13 protein-coding genes are annotated in these 15805 nt (G+C 63.7%); 6 read left to right on the forward strand and 7 right to left on the reverse strand.

Annotated elements, in window-relative coordinates; translation table 11 throughout:
- Positions 1-20: 20 nt before the first annotated feature.
- From AAIH46_RS16750 to AAIH46_RS16770, 5 genes are read right to left on the reverse strand one after another with little or no spacing between them, the layout of a single operon-like run.
- The gene (locus tag AAIH46_RS16750) at positions 21-1469 is read right to left on the reverse strand and encodes a M81 family metallopeptidase (protein WP_430307124.1); all 1449 of its coding nucleotides are present in this window, start codon (positions 1467-1469) and stop codon (positions 21-23) included.
- A gap of 25 nt (positions 1470-1494) precedes the next feature.
- A complete protein-coding gene (locus tag AAIH46_RS16755) occupies positions 1495-3420 on the reverse strand; it encodes a beta-N-acetylhexosaminidase (RefSeq protein ID WP_430307125.1) in 1926 nt (641 codons plus the stop codon).
- 35 nt (positions 3421-3455) lie between these two features.
- Positions 3456-4232 (reverse strand): SDR family oxidoreductase, encoded by a 777-nt coding sequence (locus AAIH46_RS16760; RefSeq protein WP_430307126.1) that lies wholly within the window; start codon positions 4230-4232, stop codon positions 3456-3458.
- 3 nt (positions 4233-4235) lie between these two features.
- Positions 4236-5099 carry a MurR/RpiR family transcriptional regulator gene (locus tag AAIH46_RS16765; protein WP_430307127.1) on the reverse strand — a complete coding sequence of 288 codons (864 nt, stop codon included), beginning with the start codon at positions 5097-5099 and terminating at the stop codon, positions 4236-4238.
- Between the two features lie 22 nt (positions 5100-5121).
- Positions 5122-5508 carry a RidA family protein gene (locus AAIH46_RS16770; RefSeq protein WP_430307128.1) on the reverse strand — a complete coding sequence of 129 codons (387 nt, stop codon included), beginning with the start codon at positions 5506-5508 and terminating at the stop codon, positions 5122-5124.
- A 112-nt stretch (positions 5509-5620) separates the two neighbouring features.
- Between AAIH46_RS16770 and AAIH46_RS16775 the strand changes: the two genes are divergently transcribed.
- The 3 genes from AAIH46_RS16775 (at position 5621) to AAIH46_RS16785 (ending at position 8803) form a co-directional block, all read left to right on the forward strand.
- Complete coding sequence (locus AAIH46_RS16775; RefSeq protein ID WP_430307129.1) at positions 5621-6106, forward strand: hypothetical protein; 486 nt, start codon at positions 5621-5623, stop codon at positions 6104-6106.
- A 110-nt stretch (positions 6107-6216) separates the two neighbouring features.
- Entirely contained in the window at positions 6217-7686 is a 1470-nt protein-coding gene (locus tag AAIH46_RS16780; RefSeq protein WP_430307130.1) for a M81 family metallopeptidase, read from the forward strand.
- 1 nt (position 7687) lies between these two features.
- The gene (locus AAIH46_RS16785; protein WP_430307131.1) at positions 7688-8803 is read left to right on the forward strand and encodes a D-TA family PLP-dependent enzyme; all 1116 of its coding nucleotides are present in this window, start codon (positions 7688-7690) and stop codon (positions 8801-8803) included.
- 130 nt (positions 8804-8933) lie between these two features.
- On the opposite strand, the gene AAIH46_RS16790 is transcribed toward AAIH46_RS16785, so the two are convergent.
- The gene (locus AAIH46_RS16790; RefSeq protein WP_430307132.1) at positions 8934-9695 is read right to left on the reverse strand and encodes an SDR family NAD(P)-dependent oxidoreductase; all 762 of its coding nucleotides are present in this window, start codon (positions 9693-9695) and stop codon (positions 8934-8936) included.
- A gap of 142 nt (positions 9696-9837) precedes the next feature.
- On the opposite strand from AAIH46_RS16790, the gene AAIH46_RS16795 reads away from it, so the two are divergent.
- Positions 9838-10467, forward strand: a complete 630-nt coding sequence (locus tag AAIH46_RS16795; RefSeq protein ID WP_430307348.1) for a TetR/AcrR family transcriptional regulator — start codon at positions 9838-9840, stop codon at positions 10465-10467.
- 11 nt (positions 10468-10478) lie between these two features.
- On the opposite strand, the gene AAIH46_RS16800 is transcribed toward AAIH46_RS16795, so the two are convergent.
- Positions 10479-11489 (reverse strand): LacI family DNA-binding transcriptional regulator, encoded by a 1011-nt coding sequence (locus tag AAIH46_RS16800; RefSeq protein ID WP_430307133.1) that lies wholly within the window; start codon positions 11487-11489, stop codon positions 10479-10481.
- A 160-nt stretch (positions 11490-11649) separates the two neighbouring features.
- On the opposite strand from AAIH46_RS16800, the gene AAIH46_RS16805 reads away from it, so the two are divergent.
- Together AAIH46_RS16805 and AAIH46_RS16810 are read left to right on the forward strand one after the other, a co-directional pair.
- Positions 11650-13578 (forward strand): ABC transporter substrate-binding protein, encoded by a 1929-nt coding sequence (locus tag AAIH46_RS16805; RefSeq protein ID WP_430307134.1) that lies wholly within the window; start codon positions 11650-11652, stop codon positions 13576-13578.
- A 103-nt stretch (positions 13579-13681) separates the two neighbouring features.
- A complete protein-coding gene (locus tag AAIH46_RS16810) occupies positions 13682-15796 on the forward strand; it encodes a family 10 glycosylhydrolase (RefSeq protein ID WP_430307135.1) in 2115 nt (704 codons plus the stop codon).
- Positions 15797-15805: the final 9 nt, after the last annotated feature.

Here is a 15805-nt window from a genome sequence, read left to right on the forward strand (position 1 = left end):
GCGGCGCAATGCGTCAAGCATCATGCCCTGTCCGCCCAACGGCTCGAGAGCTTCGCGTCCGCCTGGTACTCGAAATCCTTCTGGAACGGATAGCTCGGCTGGCTGCGGCGATTGTTCGACAGGCGTTCGATATCCTGGTTGATGACGCCGTCGGTCAGCGCCATCAGGCTGGGATTGGCAAGCGGGCTGAGCTCCGGGGAGAGGTAGCCGGACTTCACCACCAGCAGTCGGACAGACGCGGGATCGATGCCATGCCGGGTAAAATCGGCGATGTTGTGGTAGGGCCTGCGACGGGCCGCAAGGATCAGCGTGATGTCGCCGATCTTCACCACCGCCTGGCGTTCGGCCGCATTGCCCGGATCGTCGAGGCTCAGAACCTCGGCTTCCGTTTCCACCGAAGGGCTGTTCGGATCCAGAGAGCCGCCGATCTTCAGCGAGAGAACCGCCCCGACACCAGCGGCAAAGCAGGCCTCGACCGCCGGCCGGTCGGTGATGCCGCCGATCACCGCGCCGTCGAATTGGCGCTCGATCAGAGCCTTCAGCACGTCCGCACGATCACCGACGCCACCGCCGGTTGGGTTGTCGCCGGAATCGGCCAGGATGATTGGCTGGGTTTCGGCCTTGTCGGCAATGTCCAGAACTTCGGCGAGCGGCGCGGTCACCGGACCGAAACGGAAAGCTTCCCGCGCGTTCCAGTAGGACATGGCGATTGCTTCCGCCGCCTGTTTCGCGGCCGTCTTGTCGGTCGCCGTCACCACGGCGCACGCCGTGCCGCGCGGCTCGTCGGCCCAGACATAGCCGACCATCAGGTTGGCGTCCCAGATGCCGGGCGCCTTGTCGTGCTCCGGCAGTTTTGCGTAGAGCCCGTCAGCCGGTGCATCCTCCGTCGAGGTTCGTTCGCCCGGCAGCAGCACGGGCACCGGCGCCCAGGCAACGCCCGGTTTCTCGCCGGTCCTGATCGTCTTCACCAGCATCGACCAGGCGCGGATCATCGTGTCGCGCACGTCGATATGCGGCGCGGTCCGGTAGGCGGCGAAGATGTCGAGCTGGTCGACGATCCTCTGGGTCACATTGCCATGCAGGTCATAGCTTGCGGCAATCGGCAGGTCCGGGCCGACGACCTCTCGGGCCGCCGAGATCCAGTCGCCTTCGGCATCGTCCATGCCTTCGACGTTCATTGCGCCATGCATTGCGAGATACAGGCCGTCGAGCGGCAGGCTGGCCCGCAGCAGGTCGAGAAACTCGGCCTTGAAAGCCTCGTAGGTGTGGCGTGCCAGCGGGCCACCCGGCACCGCCCGGGCATGCAGGAGCGGCAGGTGCTCAACGCCATCGGCATCGAGGAAGTTGAAATACTCGGCGCCAAGGAGATCAGCGCCGCGCAGGACGCGAAAATCCTCCGGCTGCATCAGCACGGGAGAGGAGGTCGAGCATTCGGTATGGATACCGCCGACGGCAATGCGAAACGTCATGAAAATCTCCTGAAGCGTCTAATTGTCAAAGCTTTGGCATCAGCGGAGCGATGGCAGCAAAACGCAGCCAGTCCTTGTTGTCCTTCGGCGTCCAAGCGGCTTCGGCAATCGCGCCGAGCCTCGGGAAGACCAAATGGTTGAAATAATCGCGGTTGAGGAAATGCTCCGACCAGATGCAGGCCTGTACGCCGCGCATGCGCGACTTCAGCTCCTCGGGAAACTCGCCGACCGCCTCGTAGGTGTAGGTATGCTTCGGCGGCACGGTGCCGGCCCAGCTGGCACCCGGCTCCTGGAACGCCTCGTCCTGCACCATGTCGAGATAATAGGCCTGGCCCGGCGTCATCACCACGTCGTAACCGAGCTTTGCCAGCTCGACGCCGACCTCCGGCTTCTGCCAGGCCATCAGCAGCGTGCCCTCAGGATCGACGCCACCGCCATGGCTGACCTCGTCCCAGCCGGCGACCTGACGGCCGCGCTCGGCCAGCATCTTCTGGATGCGCTTCATGAAATGGCTCTGCAGGCCGAAGGTGCCATCGAGGCCTTCGTCCTCCATCAGCTTGCGGGCGAGCGGCGAGGCCATCCAGGTATTGGCCGCCACCTCGTCGCCGCCGATATGCAGGAGCTTGGAGGGAAACAGCTCGACCATCTCGTCGAACACCTTGCCGAGGAAGGTGTAGGTCTCTTCGATCGCCGGGTTCAGCGCATTGTTGGGGAAACCCTGCACCGAACGGTAGCTGTCTGGAGCTTCCTGGCCGTCGGTCAGGTCCGCGAGCGCCGCAAGCGTCGCCGTGCTGTGGCCGGGAATGTCGATTTCCGGCACCACCTCGACATGCAGCGCGCCGGCATGCGCGACGATCGCCTTCACATCGTCCTGGCTGTAGAAGCCGCCGACGGGTTCGGCGCCGTTGCCGAGCTGCGGCAGCATCGGCTCGTCCGGTCCGCGGAGTACCCCGGTCGTCGTCAGTTGTGGATAGGCCTTGATCTCCAGCCGCCAGGCTTCGTCGTCGGTCAGGTGCCAGTGGAAGATGTTGAGCCGCATCCAGGCCATGATGTCGATGAGGCGGATGACGTCGGCTGCCGGATAGAACTGCCGCGAGACATCGAGATGGCACCCCCGCCAGCCGTAGCGCGGCTGGTCGCTGATTGTGCCGGATGCTGGAAACTTGAACGTGCCGGGCTGCGTGCGCGCGCCGTGCAGAAGCTGCGCCAGCGCCGTCAGGCCGTATTGGCAACCGGCCGGACCACCCGAGGTGAGCGTGATCTCGTCTCCAAATTCCAGGCGATAGGCTTCGCCGACAAGCGTGTCATCCGTTGCGAAACGGATCGCCTGGCCGTCATGCACCGTTGCCAGGGCAAACGGCTGCTGGCCGATCTGGAACAGCCGGCGGTAGAGGCTGCCGACCACCTGCATGGCGCGTCGGTCGTCGACGCTTGCGCCATCCGCCGGATAAAGAGCCACAGGAGCCTTATCGCCCGCTTCGAGCGCTGCGTCGGCAGGCCAGGGCAGCAGCGAGAAGGGCTGCTTCGCCTCGCCCGCGGGCATCAGCACGGGCGCCGGTTCGGCAGGCCGGCCCGACAGCAACGTGTCGTCCACGGCAACCGGGACATGGCGTCCATCGGAGAGCGTCAGGTAGGCGGATTTCGCCCCGTCGGTGCGATGGCGGGCCGGCCGCCAGAGCGGCGCCACGGTAAACTGCCAGCTGTCGCCGGGCTGCAGCGTCAGGCCTGCCGGCGGTTCGTACTGGTGGAAATTGGCGTTGCGGCGCAGGAAGGTGGCATTCTCGCAATGCGGCTCTTCGGAATCCTTGATGCGGGTGAGCGAGGTATAGGCCAGCTTGAAGCCGGACAGCGGCGCGTCTGAAAGATTGATCAGCGTGAAGACGAAGCGCCCGCAGGGGTCGCCGTCGACCGGCTCCCAGGCATTCTCAAGACGATACTCTGCATTGGCCATGATGGTTCCCCTTCCGGCTCTTTATGATCGATGGTTCAATAGTGATCTGACTGTGAAAACGTGTGCGCGAGTTCGGCCTGTCCGGCGGTGAGACCACAGTCGACAGGCAGGCAGACACCGGTGATCGCCGCCGCCTGATCTCCGGCGAGGAAATGCACCGCATTGGCGACGTCATCAGCGGTGGCGATGCGGCGCAGCGCGTACCAGCGCTTGACCTCTTCGAACACCTGCGGGTTGGCCGCCGCGCGTGCCTCCCAGGCCTGCGTGCGCACGGTGCCCGGCGCCACCGCGTTGGCGCGGATGCCGAACTTTCCGTATTCGACCGCCACCAGCTTGGTGAAGTGGATGAGACCGGCCTTGGCAGCGCTGTAGGCCGGGTGGCCGAAGACGGCCATGCCGTTCACCGAGGCGATGTTGACGAGCGAGCCCCGGCTCTCCTTGAGCAAGGCTTCGAATGCGCGGAAGGTCAGGAAGGCAGCCTCGAGGTTCAGCGCCAGGTCCTGTCGCCAGATCGACGCATCCGTATCGTGCAGCGACACGGCGCGCGCCGCGCCGGCATTGTTGACCAGCGTCTTCACCTGTCCGGCGTCAGCGAGCACCCGCGCCATTGCGGCAAGGCTCTGCTCGTCGGTCACGTCGCAGACCACGGGCAGAAAGCGGTCGTCGCCGCCGAGATCATCGATCGCGGCGGAGACGGCTGCAGCGTCGATATCCAGAAGCGCCACGCAGTCATGGCTGTCTGCCAGACGCCGGGCGATCGCTTGGCCGATATCGCCGGCAGCACCTGTCACCACGGCTAGGGAGCGGGTCATGCTCTAGTCTCCGAGAACCTGCCGGTCGTCACCGTCGCGGTGCTCGACCAGCTGCTGCTTGATATGGCGAAGGGTAACGGTGGAAAGCTTGCGGTTGCGGTAGGCAACGAGGCTCGCGACAACGTCGACGATGGCGAGAAACGCAAAGCGGGTCGAGGTCGGGCGGTAGATGTTGTCGCCCTCGGGAATATCGATGCCGATCACCAGTTCGGCGGCTTGCGCCACCGGGGTACCGCTCTGAGTCAACGCGATTGTGCTGATGCCGTTCTCGCGCGCCAGTGCGAAGCAGCGAGCGAGATCCTCGTTGCGGCCGGAAAACGACGAGCCGACGATCACGTCGTTGGTCTGCGCTGCGGCCGTCAGCATCAGCTGCATGTTGTGGTCGTTGCTGGCGGTGACGCGCGAACCGAGCCGGAAAAGCCGGTTCTGCAGCTCGCTCGCGATCATCGAGGAATTACCGCCGGAGCCGAACGCATAGATCATGTCGGCCCGCGACAGCTGGTCGGCGACCTTGTCCAGCACGGCAGGGTCCAGCGTCCGGTGGATCATGAACAGGGCGTTCTGCGCCTTGGTGATGACGTCTTCCGCCACGTCGACGGGTGCCGTGCTCTTGGCTTCCGGATTGAGATAGCGCACGCCGACGAAGGCAGTCTTCGCCAGCCTTACCTTGAAATCGGAAAAGCTCTGGCAACCAAGGCGGCGGCAGAAGCGGGTGACGGTCGGCGGCGAGACTTCGGCGCGTTCGGCAAGTTCGATGATCGACGCGTTGACGGCGAAATCGAACTGGTCGAGGAGGATGTCGGCGATGCGCTGCTCGGAGGGCGAGAACTGGCTCCGGTCTTCCTGGATCTTCTCGAAAATATCCATGCGCCCTCCCAAAAAGCCCGGATCAGCTTTTCGGCTTGTAGGCGATACAGTCTATTTCCACCTTGCAGTCGACCATCATCGACGCCTGCACGCAGGCGCGAGCCGGCGGGTGCTCGCCGAAATAGCCCTGGTAGATCTTGTTGAACGTCCAGAAGTCGCGTGGGTCGTCCAGCCAGACGCCGCAGCGCACCACGTGCTCCAGCCCGTAGCCGGCTTCTTCCAGAATGGCGATGACATTGGCGATCGTCTTGTGGGTCTGCTCGACGATCCCGCCATTGATGATCTCGCCGTCTTCCATGGCCACCTGGCCAGAGACATGCAGCCATCCATCGGCTTCCACGGCGCGGGCGAAGGGCAGTCGCTGGCCACCGGCACCGGCCTTTTCGGCTCCGTAACGCTTGATCGACATTCCGCCTCTCTTGCAAATTATTTTCTTTGTTCGTTGACACTGGACCATATCGAGTGAATTTTGACCAGAGTTTTTCAGGCTGGATGAAAAGAATTTAGACAGGTGGCCCTCGATGCGTGATCCTTTTCAAAATCCGTTCCCCGATAGCGACAGCGCACGCCGCTCGATCTGGGAGATGCTCGTGCCGCGCGACATCGACGCTTTTCTGGCCGCCGACTGGTCGATGGTCGCCGGCGATTTCGTCGAGGACGGGTTCATCGGAATCTCCGGCAACCGCGACGTCAACCCGGACAAATGGAGCCTTGCCTTCCCCAATCTTGCCGCCTACCGGGCCGAATGGCTGCGACAGGCTGAGGATTTCGCCGGCCAGGCCTATGGCGAGGATCCGCGCGCCGCGATCTTCACGACCACCACGCTGGAGGAGATCGAGATCGAAGGCGAGACGGCGCTGGTGCGCAAGAAATTCGACGGCGGCATCAGGAAGACCGACGGCACGCTCGACGTCATGGCCTGGCAGACGCTCTATTATTGCCGGCTGCACGAGGGACGCTGGAAGATCTCCGGCTTCACCGGCTACCTACCCAACCCGATGGGGTAAGCCGACGGACGAGGGGTTCGACAGTGCCTCTCGACGCCGGACCCGGCACGGCCAGCCCCAATCCAAGCCGGCGTTCCGACCACACTTCGTCCCACAGAAAGCCGCTCTCCGTGCGCATCTTCACCGCCGCCCTTGCCACCGAAACCAACACCTTTTCGCCGATCTGCGTCGACCGCCGGGCGTTCGAGGAATCGCTCTATGCGCCGCCCGGCCAGCATCCCGAAACGCCGACCCTCTGCACCGCGCCGATCACCGTCGGCCGCAAGGTCTGTCGGGATAAGGGCTGGACGCTGATCGAGGGCACTGCTGCCTGGGCCGATCCCGCAGGCCTCATCAACCGAAAGGCCTATGAGGGCCTGCGCGACGAGATCCTCGATCAGTTGCAGGCCGCCATGCCGGTCGATGCCGTCGTGCTTGGCCTGCACGGTGCCATGGTCGCCGATGGTTACATCGATCCGGAGGGCGATTTCCTCACCCGCATCCGCACCATCATCGGGCCCGACATCCTGCTCTGCGCCGAGCTTGATCCGCACAGCCACCTCACCGAGAAACGCGTCGCAGCGGCGGATTTCTTCGTCGTGTTCAAGGAGTTCCCGCACACTGATTTCGTCGATCGCGCCGAGGATCTCTGGAGGATCGCCGTCGACACGCTGGAGGGCCGAGTGAAGCCGGCGATGTCGGTCTTCGATTGCCGGATGATCGACGTGTTTCCGACCTCGCGCGAGCCGATGCGCTCCTTCGTCGACAAACTGATCGAGATCGAGGCAACCGATCCGGACGTGCTGTCACTGTCGGTGATCCATGGTTTCATGGCCGGCGACGTGCCGGAACTCGGCACGAAGACCATCGCCGTCACCAATGCCAGGCCAGAAAAGGGTGCCGCGCTTGCCCGCGCGCTCGGCATGGAACTGTTTGCCAAGCGCGGCACCTTCATGATGCCGTGGATGGACGAAAAGCAGGCTGTGAGCCTGGCGTTGGGGGCAACGTCCGGGCCGGTGGTGATTGCCGACATGTGGGACAATCCGGGCGGCGGCACGGCCGGCGACGCGACGGTGGTGCTGGAGGAGCTGCTGGCGCGGGGTGCGACGGATGTGGCGATCGGCATGATCTGGGATCCGATTGCCGTGCAGATCTGCATGGCGGCCGGCGAGGGGGCCGAGATCCCGCTGCGCTTTGGCGCCAAATCGGCGCCGGGCACCGGCAATCCGGTGGACGGGCTGGTGAAGGTGGTGAGGGTCCAGCCTTCGGCCGAAATGCACTTCGGCGACAGCATCGCGCCGTTCGGCGATGCTGCGCATATTCATCTTGCCGGCATCGACATCGTGCTGAGTTCGGTGCGCGTGCAGAGCTATGATCCATCGCTGTTTACGGCGCTCGGCATCGACCCGACGCAAAAGCGCATCCTGGTCATCAAGTCGACCAACCATTTCTATGCGGCGTTTTCGAAGATCGCCGCCGAGATCCTTTACTGCTCCGCCGGTTCGCCCTATCCCAACAACCCGGCGACCAACCCCTACCGGCGGGTGCGCCGCGACATCTGGCCGATCATGGCCGATCCGCACGGCACGGAGGCCGCCTGACATGGATACCGGACAGCGATCGTTCCCGAGCGACCTGCCGATTGCCCGGCCCGGAGACGACATTCTGTCACTCTCGACGCCGCTGCCGCTGATCGACGAGGATCGACTTGAAGCAAACATCGCCCGCGTCCAATCCTACATGGACGCGCATCGGCTGAACTTCCGGCCGCACATCAAGACGCACAAGCTGCCCGCCGTCGCCCGCCAGCAAGTGGAGGCCGGTGCGCGCGGCATCAACTGCCAGAAGATCACCGAGGCGGAAGTCTTTGCCGCCGAAGGCTTCGACGATATCCTGATCACCTTCAACATCATCGGGCCCGAAAAGCTGGAGCGGCTGGTGGCGCTGAACGCTACTATCTCCGGCCTCAAGGTCGTCGCCGACAGCTTTGAGACCGTCGACGGCCTCTCCGCCCGCTTCGCCGGCGAAAAGCCGCTCACTGTGCTGGTCGAATGCGACACCGGCGCCGGTCGCTGCGGCGTTCAGACACCGGACGCAGCGGCTGATCTCGCCCGGCGGATCGCAGCCAGTACCGGCCTCGTGTTCGGCGGGCTGGTGACCTATCCGAAAGCGCGTTCGGAGGAGGCGACGGAAGCGTTCCTCGCGGCCACCATCGCCATGCTTGCCGAAACCGGCATTGCCTGCCCCATCGTTTCCAACGGTGGCACGCCCAGCCTGTTCTCCGGCCATCTCGTACCGTCGGCCACGGAACACCGGGCCGGCACCTATGTCTACAATGACCGCGCCATGGTGCGATCAGGCCACTGCACGCTGGGGGACTGCGCCATGCATATTCTGGCGACCGTCGTCTCGCGCCCGACGCCCGACCGCGCCGTGCTCGATGCCGGGTCCAAGGCGCTGACCTCGGATCTGCTCGGCCTCAGCGACTACGGCCATGTGGTCGAGTATCCCGATGCGGTGATCACGGGGCTCTCCGAGGAGCATGCCGTCGTCGACCTGTCGAAGGTTTCAGGTGATCGGCCGCAGATCGGCGACAAGCTGTGCATCGTTCCGAACCACACTTGCGTCGTCACCAACCTCTTCGACACGATGACCTTCCACCGCAACGGCGTCGTGACCCGGGTCGAGCGGATCGAGGCGCGCGGACGGGTCTGGTAGCCCCGCGTCCGGGCAACTGCCCGTGCGGTTCCACGATGGATGACCCGATCTGCGATCACCCGACGTCAGCGTTGAGGGCGGGGCGGCCCTAACCACCCCGCCATCCGACATATGTTGTCTTTCGTGAGTGTCAGATGCCGAGGCCACCGGCAACATTGATGGTCTCGCCGTTGATGTAGCCGGCATCGGGACCGGCGACGAAGCAGACGGTTGCCGCGACCTCCTCAAGCGTCGCGATACGACGGATCGGATGCAGGTCGAGGATCGCGTCGAGGTTCGGCAGTTCGCCGGCGACCTCTGCGGCCATGTCCGTCGGCATGATGCCCGGCTGCACCACATTGACGGTGATGTTGCGGGGGCCGAGGTCGCGGGCAATGCCCTTTGCGTAGCCGACAAGCGCCCACTTGGTTCCTGCGTAATCGGCGACGCACGGGAAAGGCACGTAGGAGCCGAGCCCCGAGCCGATGAAGATGATCCGTCCACCGTCGGTCAGCTTCGACGCCGCCGCCCGCGTATTGGCGATCGAACCGAGGACGTTGACCTGCCATTGACGATTGTAATCCTCGCCATCAAGCGTCGGATCGTCGACGCGCTTGCCCTGAATGGCGATGCCCGCATTGTTGACGAGAATATCGAGCCTCCCGAATTCCGCCATCACGCGATCGATCAGCGGGGTCGCCGACGAGAGATCCGACTGGTCACTCCGAACGGCGATCGCTCTCGCGCCTTTTGCTTTCAGTTTCTGGACAACCGCCCGGGCTTTGTCCGCCGAGGCCGCGTAGCTGATCGCAACGTCCGCACCCCGATCCGCGAAGGCTTCGGCGATCGCAGCACCCAGCCCGCGCGAGCCGCCGGTCACCAGCACTGCTTTCCCCTTGAAGATGGCTGTCATGAAATTGTCCTTCGGTGTTCGAGCGCCTGCTCGACGCGTTGGAATAACGTAACGGATGTTACGATAACGATCGGTATGAAATTTGACAGTGCTGGTCAAGGGGTTTAATAATGAGCGTTATGAAACTCCGCAGGGCAGGATGATGGGGCGCCATCGCGAATTCGACGTGGATAAAGTCCTCGATGCGGCTCTTTGCGTCTTCTGGCGCAAGGGCTACGAGGGCGCGTCCTATGCGGACCTGACCGCTGCCGCAGGCGTCGAGCGACCCGCTCTCTATTCAGCCTTCGGCAATAAGGAAGCGCTGTTTCGCAAGGTGCTTGTCCGATACTACGAGCGGTATCTGGATTATCTGCCGGCTGCGCTGGAACTGCCCACTGCGCGCGACGTGGCGGTGCATATCCTCTACAGCGCCATCGACCTCAATACCCGCTATCCGGAACACCCCGGGTGCCTCGGCATCAATGGTGTCCTGGCGGGATCCGACGAGGCGGAACCGGTGCGTCAGGCGCTGATCGAGGCCCGGGCGGCCGGGGAGGCGCAACTCCGGGAACGGTTTGAACGGGCAAAGGCGGAGGGCGATCTGCCGGAGGCGGCACGGCCCGAAGCGCTGGCGGCGTTTCTGCTCGCCGTCCTCCATGGGATGGCGGTGCAGGCAAAGGCTGGCTTCAGCCGGGAGACCCTGCAGGGCGTGGCCGAGCAGGCGCTTGCCTCCTGGCCCGCCGGCGGCCATACGGGAACGGCTCCGCAAGTCAGCCTGAGCTGCGACGCCTAACCGGCGCGCGCTCAGGTCTTTTCGTCAAGCCGTCGGGCGCGCTTCGGCGCCGGGCCGGACGAACGACGCTCGATAAACGTCGATGCGATAAGAATGCGCCTTGCCGGAGCAGGAAGCCCCTCACCTTCGATACGCTCGAGAACGAGCCGGAGTGCCGCCGCCCCCATCTCCAGGCCCTGAACCTTGATGGTGGTCAGCTGCGGAGAGATCTGCGTCGCTGCAGAGAAGTCGCCAAACCCGACAACCGACATGTCCTGCGGGATCCGGTACCCGTGTCCCAGCAGTTCAGAGACGGCTGTCAACGCCAGCCCGTCATGGGCGCAGAACAGCGCTGTCGGCGCGATGCCCTCTGCATGCAGGGCGCGCAATGCCGGGATGAAACCGCCGCTTTCGTCGAAGCGCAGGTCGTGCAACTCGGCGTCCGGGTGCGGCTCCAGGTATTCCCGCAGGCCGAAATACCGCTCCATCCGGCCGCGATACCCGCTCTCGCCTTGCAGGAACGCGATCTGGCGATGGCCGAGCGCCGTCAGGTATTCGCCGACCGCCATTCCCGCTTCGTGATCCGTTCCGCCGACATGATCCGCCTGCTCGAGAGGGGCAACCCAGCCCAGGCGCACCACCGGGATGCCAGCGGCCTTCACCAGATCGAGAGTTTTCCGCTCGTGCGGGCCGACGAGGATGAGACCGGCGCTGTCGCGGGCCATCGCCTGCACCCGGTCTGCATCATGGGTCCACTGAAGCCTCACGGGTTGTCCGAGGCGCTGGGCTTCGCGCTGCATGCCATCCTGCAGCATGGTGCGCAGCTCATAGCTGACGCTATCCACCTGGTCGTGGAAGACGACGGTGATGTCGCGGCGCTCTTCCGGCGGTTTTTCCCGTCGGTAGCCGAGCGCGATTGCCGAGGCTTCGACCTTCTTGCGCGTCGCATCGCTGACGCCGTCCTTGCCGGCAAGCGAGCGGGAGACGGCGAATTTCGATAGACCCGTCGCTGTGGCGATATCCTGCAGGGTGACCCGGCTCATAGCCTTCCCTCAAAAACATTTCACATAACGCTTTACCTAACAAAATACATAATACAAGCTGTCATCCATAAACAGAGGGAAGCTTACATAGTATTTCTGGATGCGGGATCGAACCTGAGGAGGGGAGGATCCGGCCATCACCTCGGGAGGAGGAAACACCATGCAAGAATTCAATCGGCGCGCCTTCCTGGCCGCCAGCACAGCCGCAATCCTGTTGCCTGCACTGCCCGTTCTGGCGCAAGCCGGACCTGCCAAAGAACCTCAGATGTTGAAGGCGCTGGTCGACAGCGGCAGTCTGCCGCCGATCGCCAGCCGTCTGCCGCTCAATCCGCTGGTGGTGACGCCGCTCGATCGGGTCGGCACCCATGGTGGCGACTGGAACAGCGCGATCGTCGGCGGCGGATCGCTGTCGATGCTGTTCCGCTACCAGGCCTATGAGCCTCTCGTACGCTATGCGCCGGACTGGTCGGGCGTCGTGCCGAACGTTGCCGAACATTTCGAGAGCAACGCCGACGCGACCGAATTCACCTTCAGGCTGCGCAAGGGCATGAAGTGGTCGGACGGAGAGCCCTTCACCACCGAAGACATCCTGTTCTGGTACGAGGACATCTTCAACTACGAGGGCCTCAACGACGTCGGCCAGAACCACCTGCGCGCCGGCGGCAAGAAGGCCCGGTTCGAAGCGGTCGACGATGTGACCTTCAAGGTGATTTTCGCCGCACCCAACGGGCTGTTTCCGCTGCGGCTCGCTTGGGCGAACGACGATCAGACGACGCGCGCGCCGAAGCATTACCTCAAGCAGTTCCACATCAAGTACAATCCGAATGCCGAACAGGAAGCCAAGAGCAAGGGCGCGTCCGGCTGGATCCAGCTGTTCCAGCGCGAGGCCGGTCTTGTCGTCGACAACGAGTTCTTCCAGAACTCGCAGCGCCCTGTGATCCACGCCTGGAAGATGACTGTGGCGCCCGGGCAGAGTACCGACCGCGCCGTTGCGGAACGAAATCCCTATTACTGGAAGGTCGATACCGAGGGCAATCAGCTGCCGTATCTGGACCGCATCGTCTACCAGATGGTGGCGGACGCACAGGTTCTGCTGCTGAAGGCAATGCAGGGCGAAATCGACCTGATGGACCAGTATATCGCGACGCCCTCCAATCGCGCCGTGCTCTACGACGCCCAGGAACAGGGCAAGTTCGGCCTCTACACGCTGACGTCGACCGAGACGAACGAGATGGTCTTCCAGCTCAATCTCAACCATCCCGACGAGGCCAAGCGCAAGCTCTACAACAACAAGGATTTCCGAGCGGCGCTGTCGATGTCGCTCGACCGGCAGGCGATCATCGACACGGTGTTCATCGGACAGGGGACGATCTCGCAGCCTGCGGTGCGGGCGGAGGATCCGCTCTATAACGAGCGGCTCGCCACCCAGTTCACACAGTACGATCCGGAGGCCGCTGCCGCGCTGCTCGACAAGATCCTGCCGAACAAGGACGGCGAGGGCTATCGGCTGGACCAGAACGGCAAGCGCGTGTCGATCATCTTCGAGATTGACCAGGCACGCGCCACCTTCCTCGACATCTTCCAGCTGGCACTGCCGATGTTCCAGGCGGTCGGGGTCGATGTGCAGATGCGCAGCATGGACCGCTCGCTCTGGGAAGTCCGGGTTCGCCAGGGCATCGAGTTCGATGCCACGGCGCACCGCTTCGGCGGCAATGGCGGGATCGCAGCCATCCTCGATCCGCGCTACTTCATCCCCAATACCACCGAGGCGCTTTACGCCAAGGGCTGGCAGTTGTGGTACCGCGACCCTGCGTCCAAGGGAGCCGTCGAGCCTCCCCAGCCAGTCAGAGATGCGCTGGCCCTCTACGACCGGGTGCTCGGATCTCCGGATCCAAACGAGCAGAAGAAACTGATGGCCGAGATCCTGGAGATCGCCGCCGACCAGTTCTACGTCTTCGGCGTCTGCCTGCCGAGCGACAGCTACGGGGTCGTGAAAAACGACATGCAGAACGTTCCGAAGACTATGCCGAACTCCTGGGGATATCCGACGCCGGGACCTGCCAATCCCGAGACCTTCTTCAAGGCCTGATCAATCCGTCCCGTTCCGATCCCGTCAGGGGTGGGACGGGAACTTCAAACCTGCTGCACGTGCCCTCCGGCGCGAAGGCACCGTATTGCCATGGGAAGCCCAGATGCTGCATCGACCAGACGCTATCGCCAACTCATCCGCCCGTTCCAACGAATGGTACAAATCCGCCACTCGCTGGACACAGCTGACCTTCGCGGAAGACGATCCGGAAAAATATGATCCGGAATTCTGGATCGATGTGTTTCGGCGCACGAAGTCGAACGCGGTGTGCCTCTCGGCCGGCGGCTACATCGCCTACTACCCGAGCGAGATCCCCCTCCATTACGTGTCGAAGTTCATCGGCGGCACCGACCCGTTCGGGACGATCGTCGAGGGTGCGCGCAAACTCGGCATGCATGTCATGGCGCGCGTCGATCCGCATGCCATCCATGCGGACGCGGCAGAGGCGCATCCGGAATGGGTGGCGATCAACCGTGACGGCAGCCCGCGCGAGCACTGGGCCTTTCCCGGCATTTACGTCACCGACGCGCTGGGAAGCTACAACCGCGATTTCACCACCGACGTCATCCGCGAGGTCATCACCAAATACGATGTCGACGCTGTCTTCGCCAACCGCTGGCAGGGACACGGGGTCTCCTACAGCGAGGACAATCAGCGGCGGTTCAAGAACGAGACCGGCTTCGATCTGCCGGCAAAGGCCGATGCCAGCGATCCGGCCTGGCAGGCCTGGGCCGCGTGGCGCAGGCGGATCCTCACCGAACTCGTCGTCTACTGGGATGAAACCGTGAAGGCAGTGCGGCCACATGCGAGCTTCATTCCCAACATGAGCGGTTCCTCGCTCATGGAATTCGACCTGTCGCTCATCCAGAAGCATTGCCCGATCCTGTTCGTCGATCATCAGGCACGCCAAGGCGTCGAGGTCGGCTGGTCCGCCGGACGCAACGGCAAGCGCATTCGCGGGACGTTCCGCGACCGCCCGGTCGGACTGATCACCTCCATCGGCCCGGAGGAGGAATACCGCTGGAAGGACTCGGTCCAGAGCGGCGAAGAGATCAAGCTGTGGATCCATGATGGCATGGCGCAGGGGCTGTTCCCGTGGTTCACCAAGTTCAATGCCTGCGTTCCCGATGATCGCTGGGTGCAGCCGGTCGTCGAGGCCTTCAACCTGCATGCGCAAATCGAGCCGCAGATCGAGGGAATGCAGCCGACGGCCGAGATTGCCATCATCGATCCGTCGACGACACTCAGGCACTGGGCACCGGAAGAACGGCATATCGCCGAGCACAACGATCTCGGCTTCTATCATGCCTTGGTCGAGGCACGGATCCCGTTCGAGTTTCTCTCCGACCAGGTCATGACGCCGGAAGCGCTCGACCGCTTCAAGCTGATCGTGCTGGCAAACGCCACCTATCTGTCCGACGCGCAGTGCGCTGCCATCGAGCAATACGTCCAGCGCGGCGGTTCGGTCGTCGCGGCAAACGAGACCTCGCTCTACGACGAAGTCGGCAATCGGCGCGATGACTTTGGGCTGGCACGGGTGTTTGGCGCATCGCTGACGTCGGATCCCCGCGGGCCGGTGAAGAACACCTATGTCGCGCTGTCCGATCCGCATCCGTTGAACCTGGGCTATGAAGGCGCCACCCGCATCATCGGCGGGACGCGGCTCATTGCCGTCGATGCGGATGCCAGCGCCCAGACCCCGTTCCTCTACGTCCCCGATTTCCCCGACCTGCCGATGGAGGAGGTTTATCCTCGCGAGGCGCCAAGGGGTGCCGCAGTCGTTGCACGCGATACCGATCAGGGTGGACGCACCGTCTACATCCCCTGGAATATCGGCGAGGTATTCTGGAAGGTGCTGGCGCCGGATCACGGCCGGCTGATCGCCAATGCCGTCAACTGGGCGATCGGCAAGGATTACCGCGTCCGGGTCGACGGCAAGGGCGTCATCGATATTGCGGTCTACGAGAGCGACGACGCGATGGCGATCTTCCTCGTCAACCTTACCAATCCGATGATGATGAAGGGGCCGCTGCGGGAGATCTATCCGATCGGCCAGCAGACCGTGTCGATCAAGATCCCGCCGGGTCGCAAGTCGGCTTCGGCAAAACTGCTGGTCAGGGGCGAGACGCGCTCATGCCGCGTCGTCGGCGATCGCGTCGAGATCATGGTGCCGTCGATCGAGGCGCTGGAGACCGTCCATCTGACGTGGCATTCGTAAGCCGAGGAA

Origin of the sequence: Rhizobium sp. 0TCS1.26 (assembly GCF_050455525.1) — a bacterium.
Classification (GTDB): domain Bacteria; phylum Pseudomonadota; class Alphaproteobacteria; order Rhizobiales; family Rhizobiaceae; genus Neorhizobium.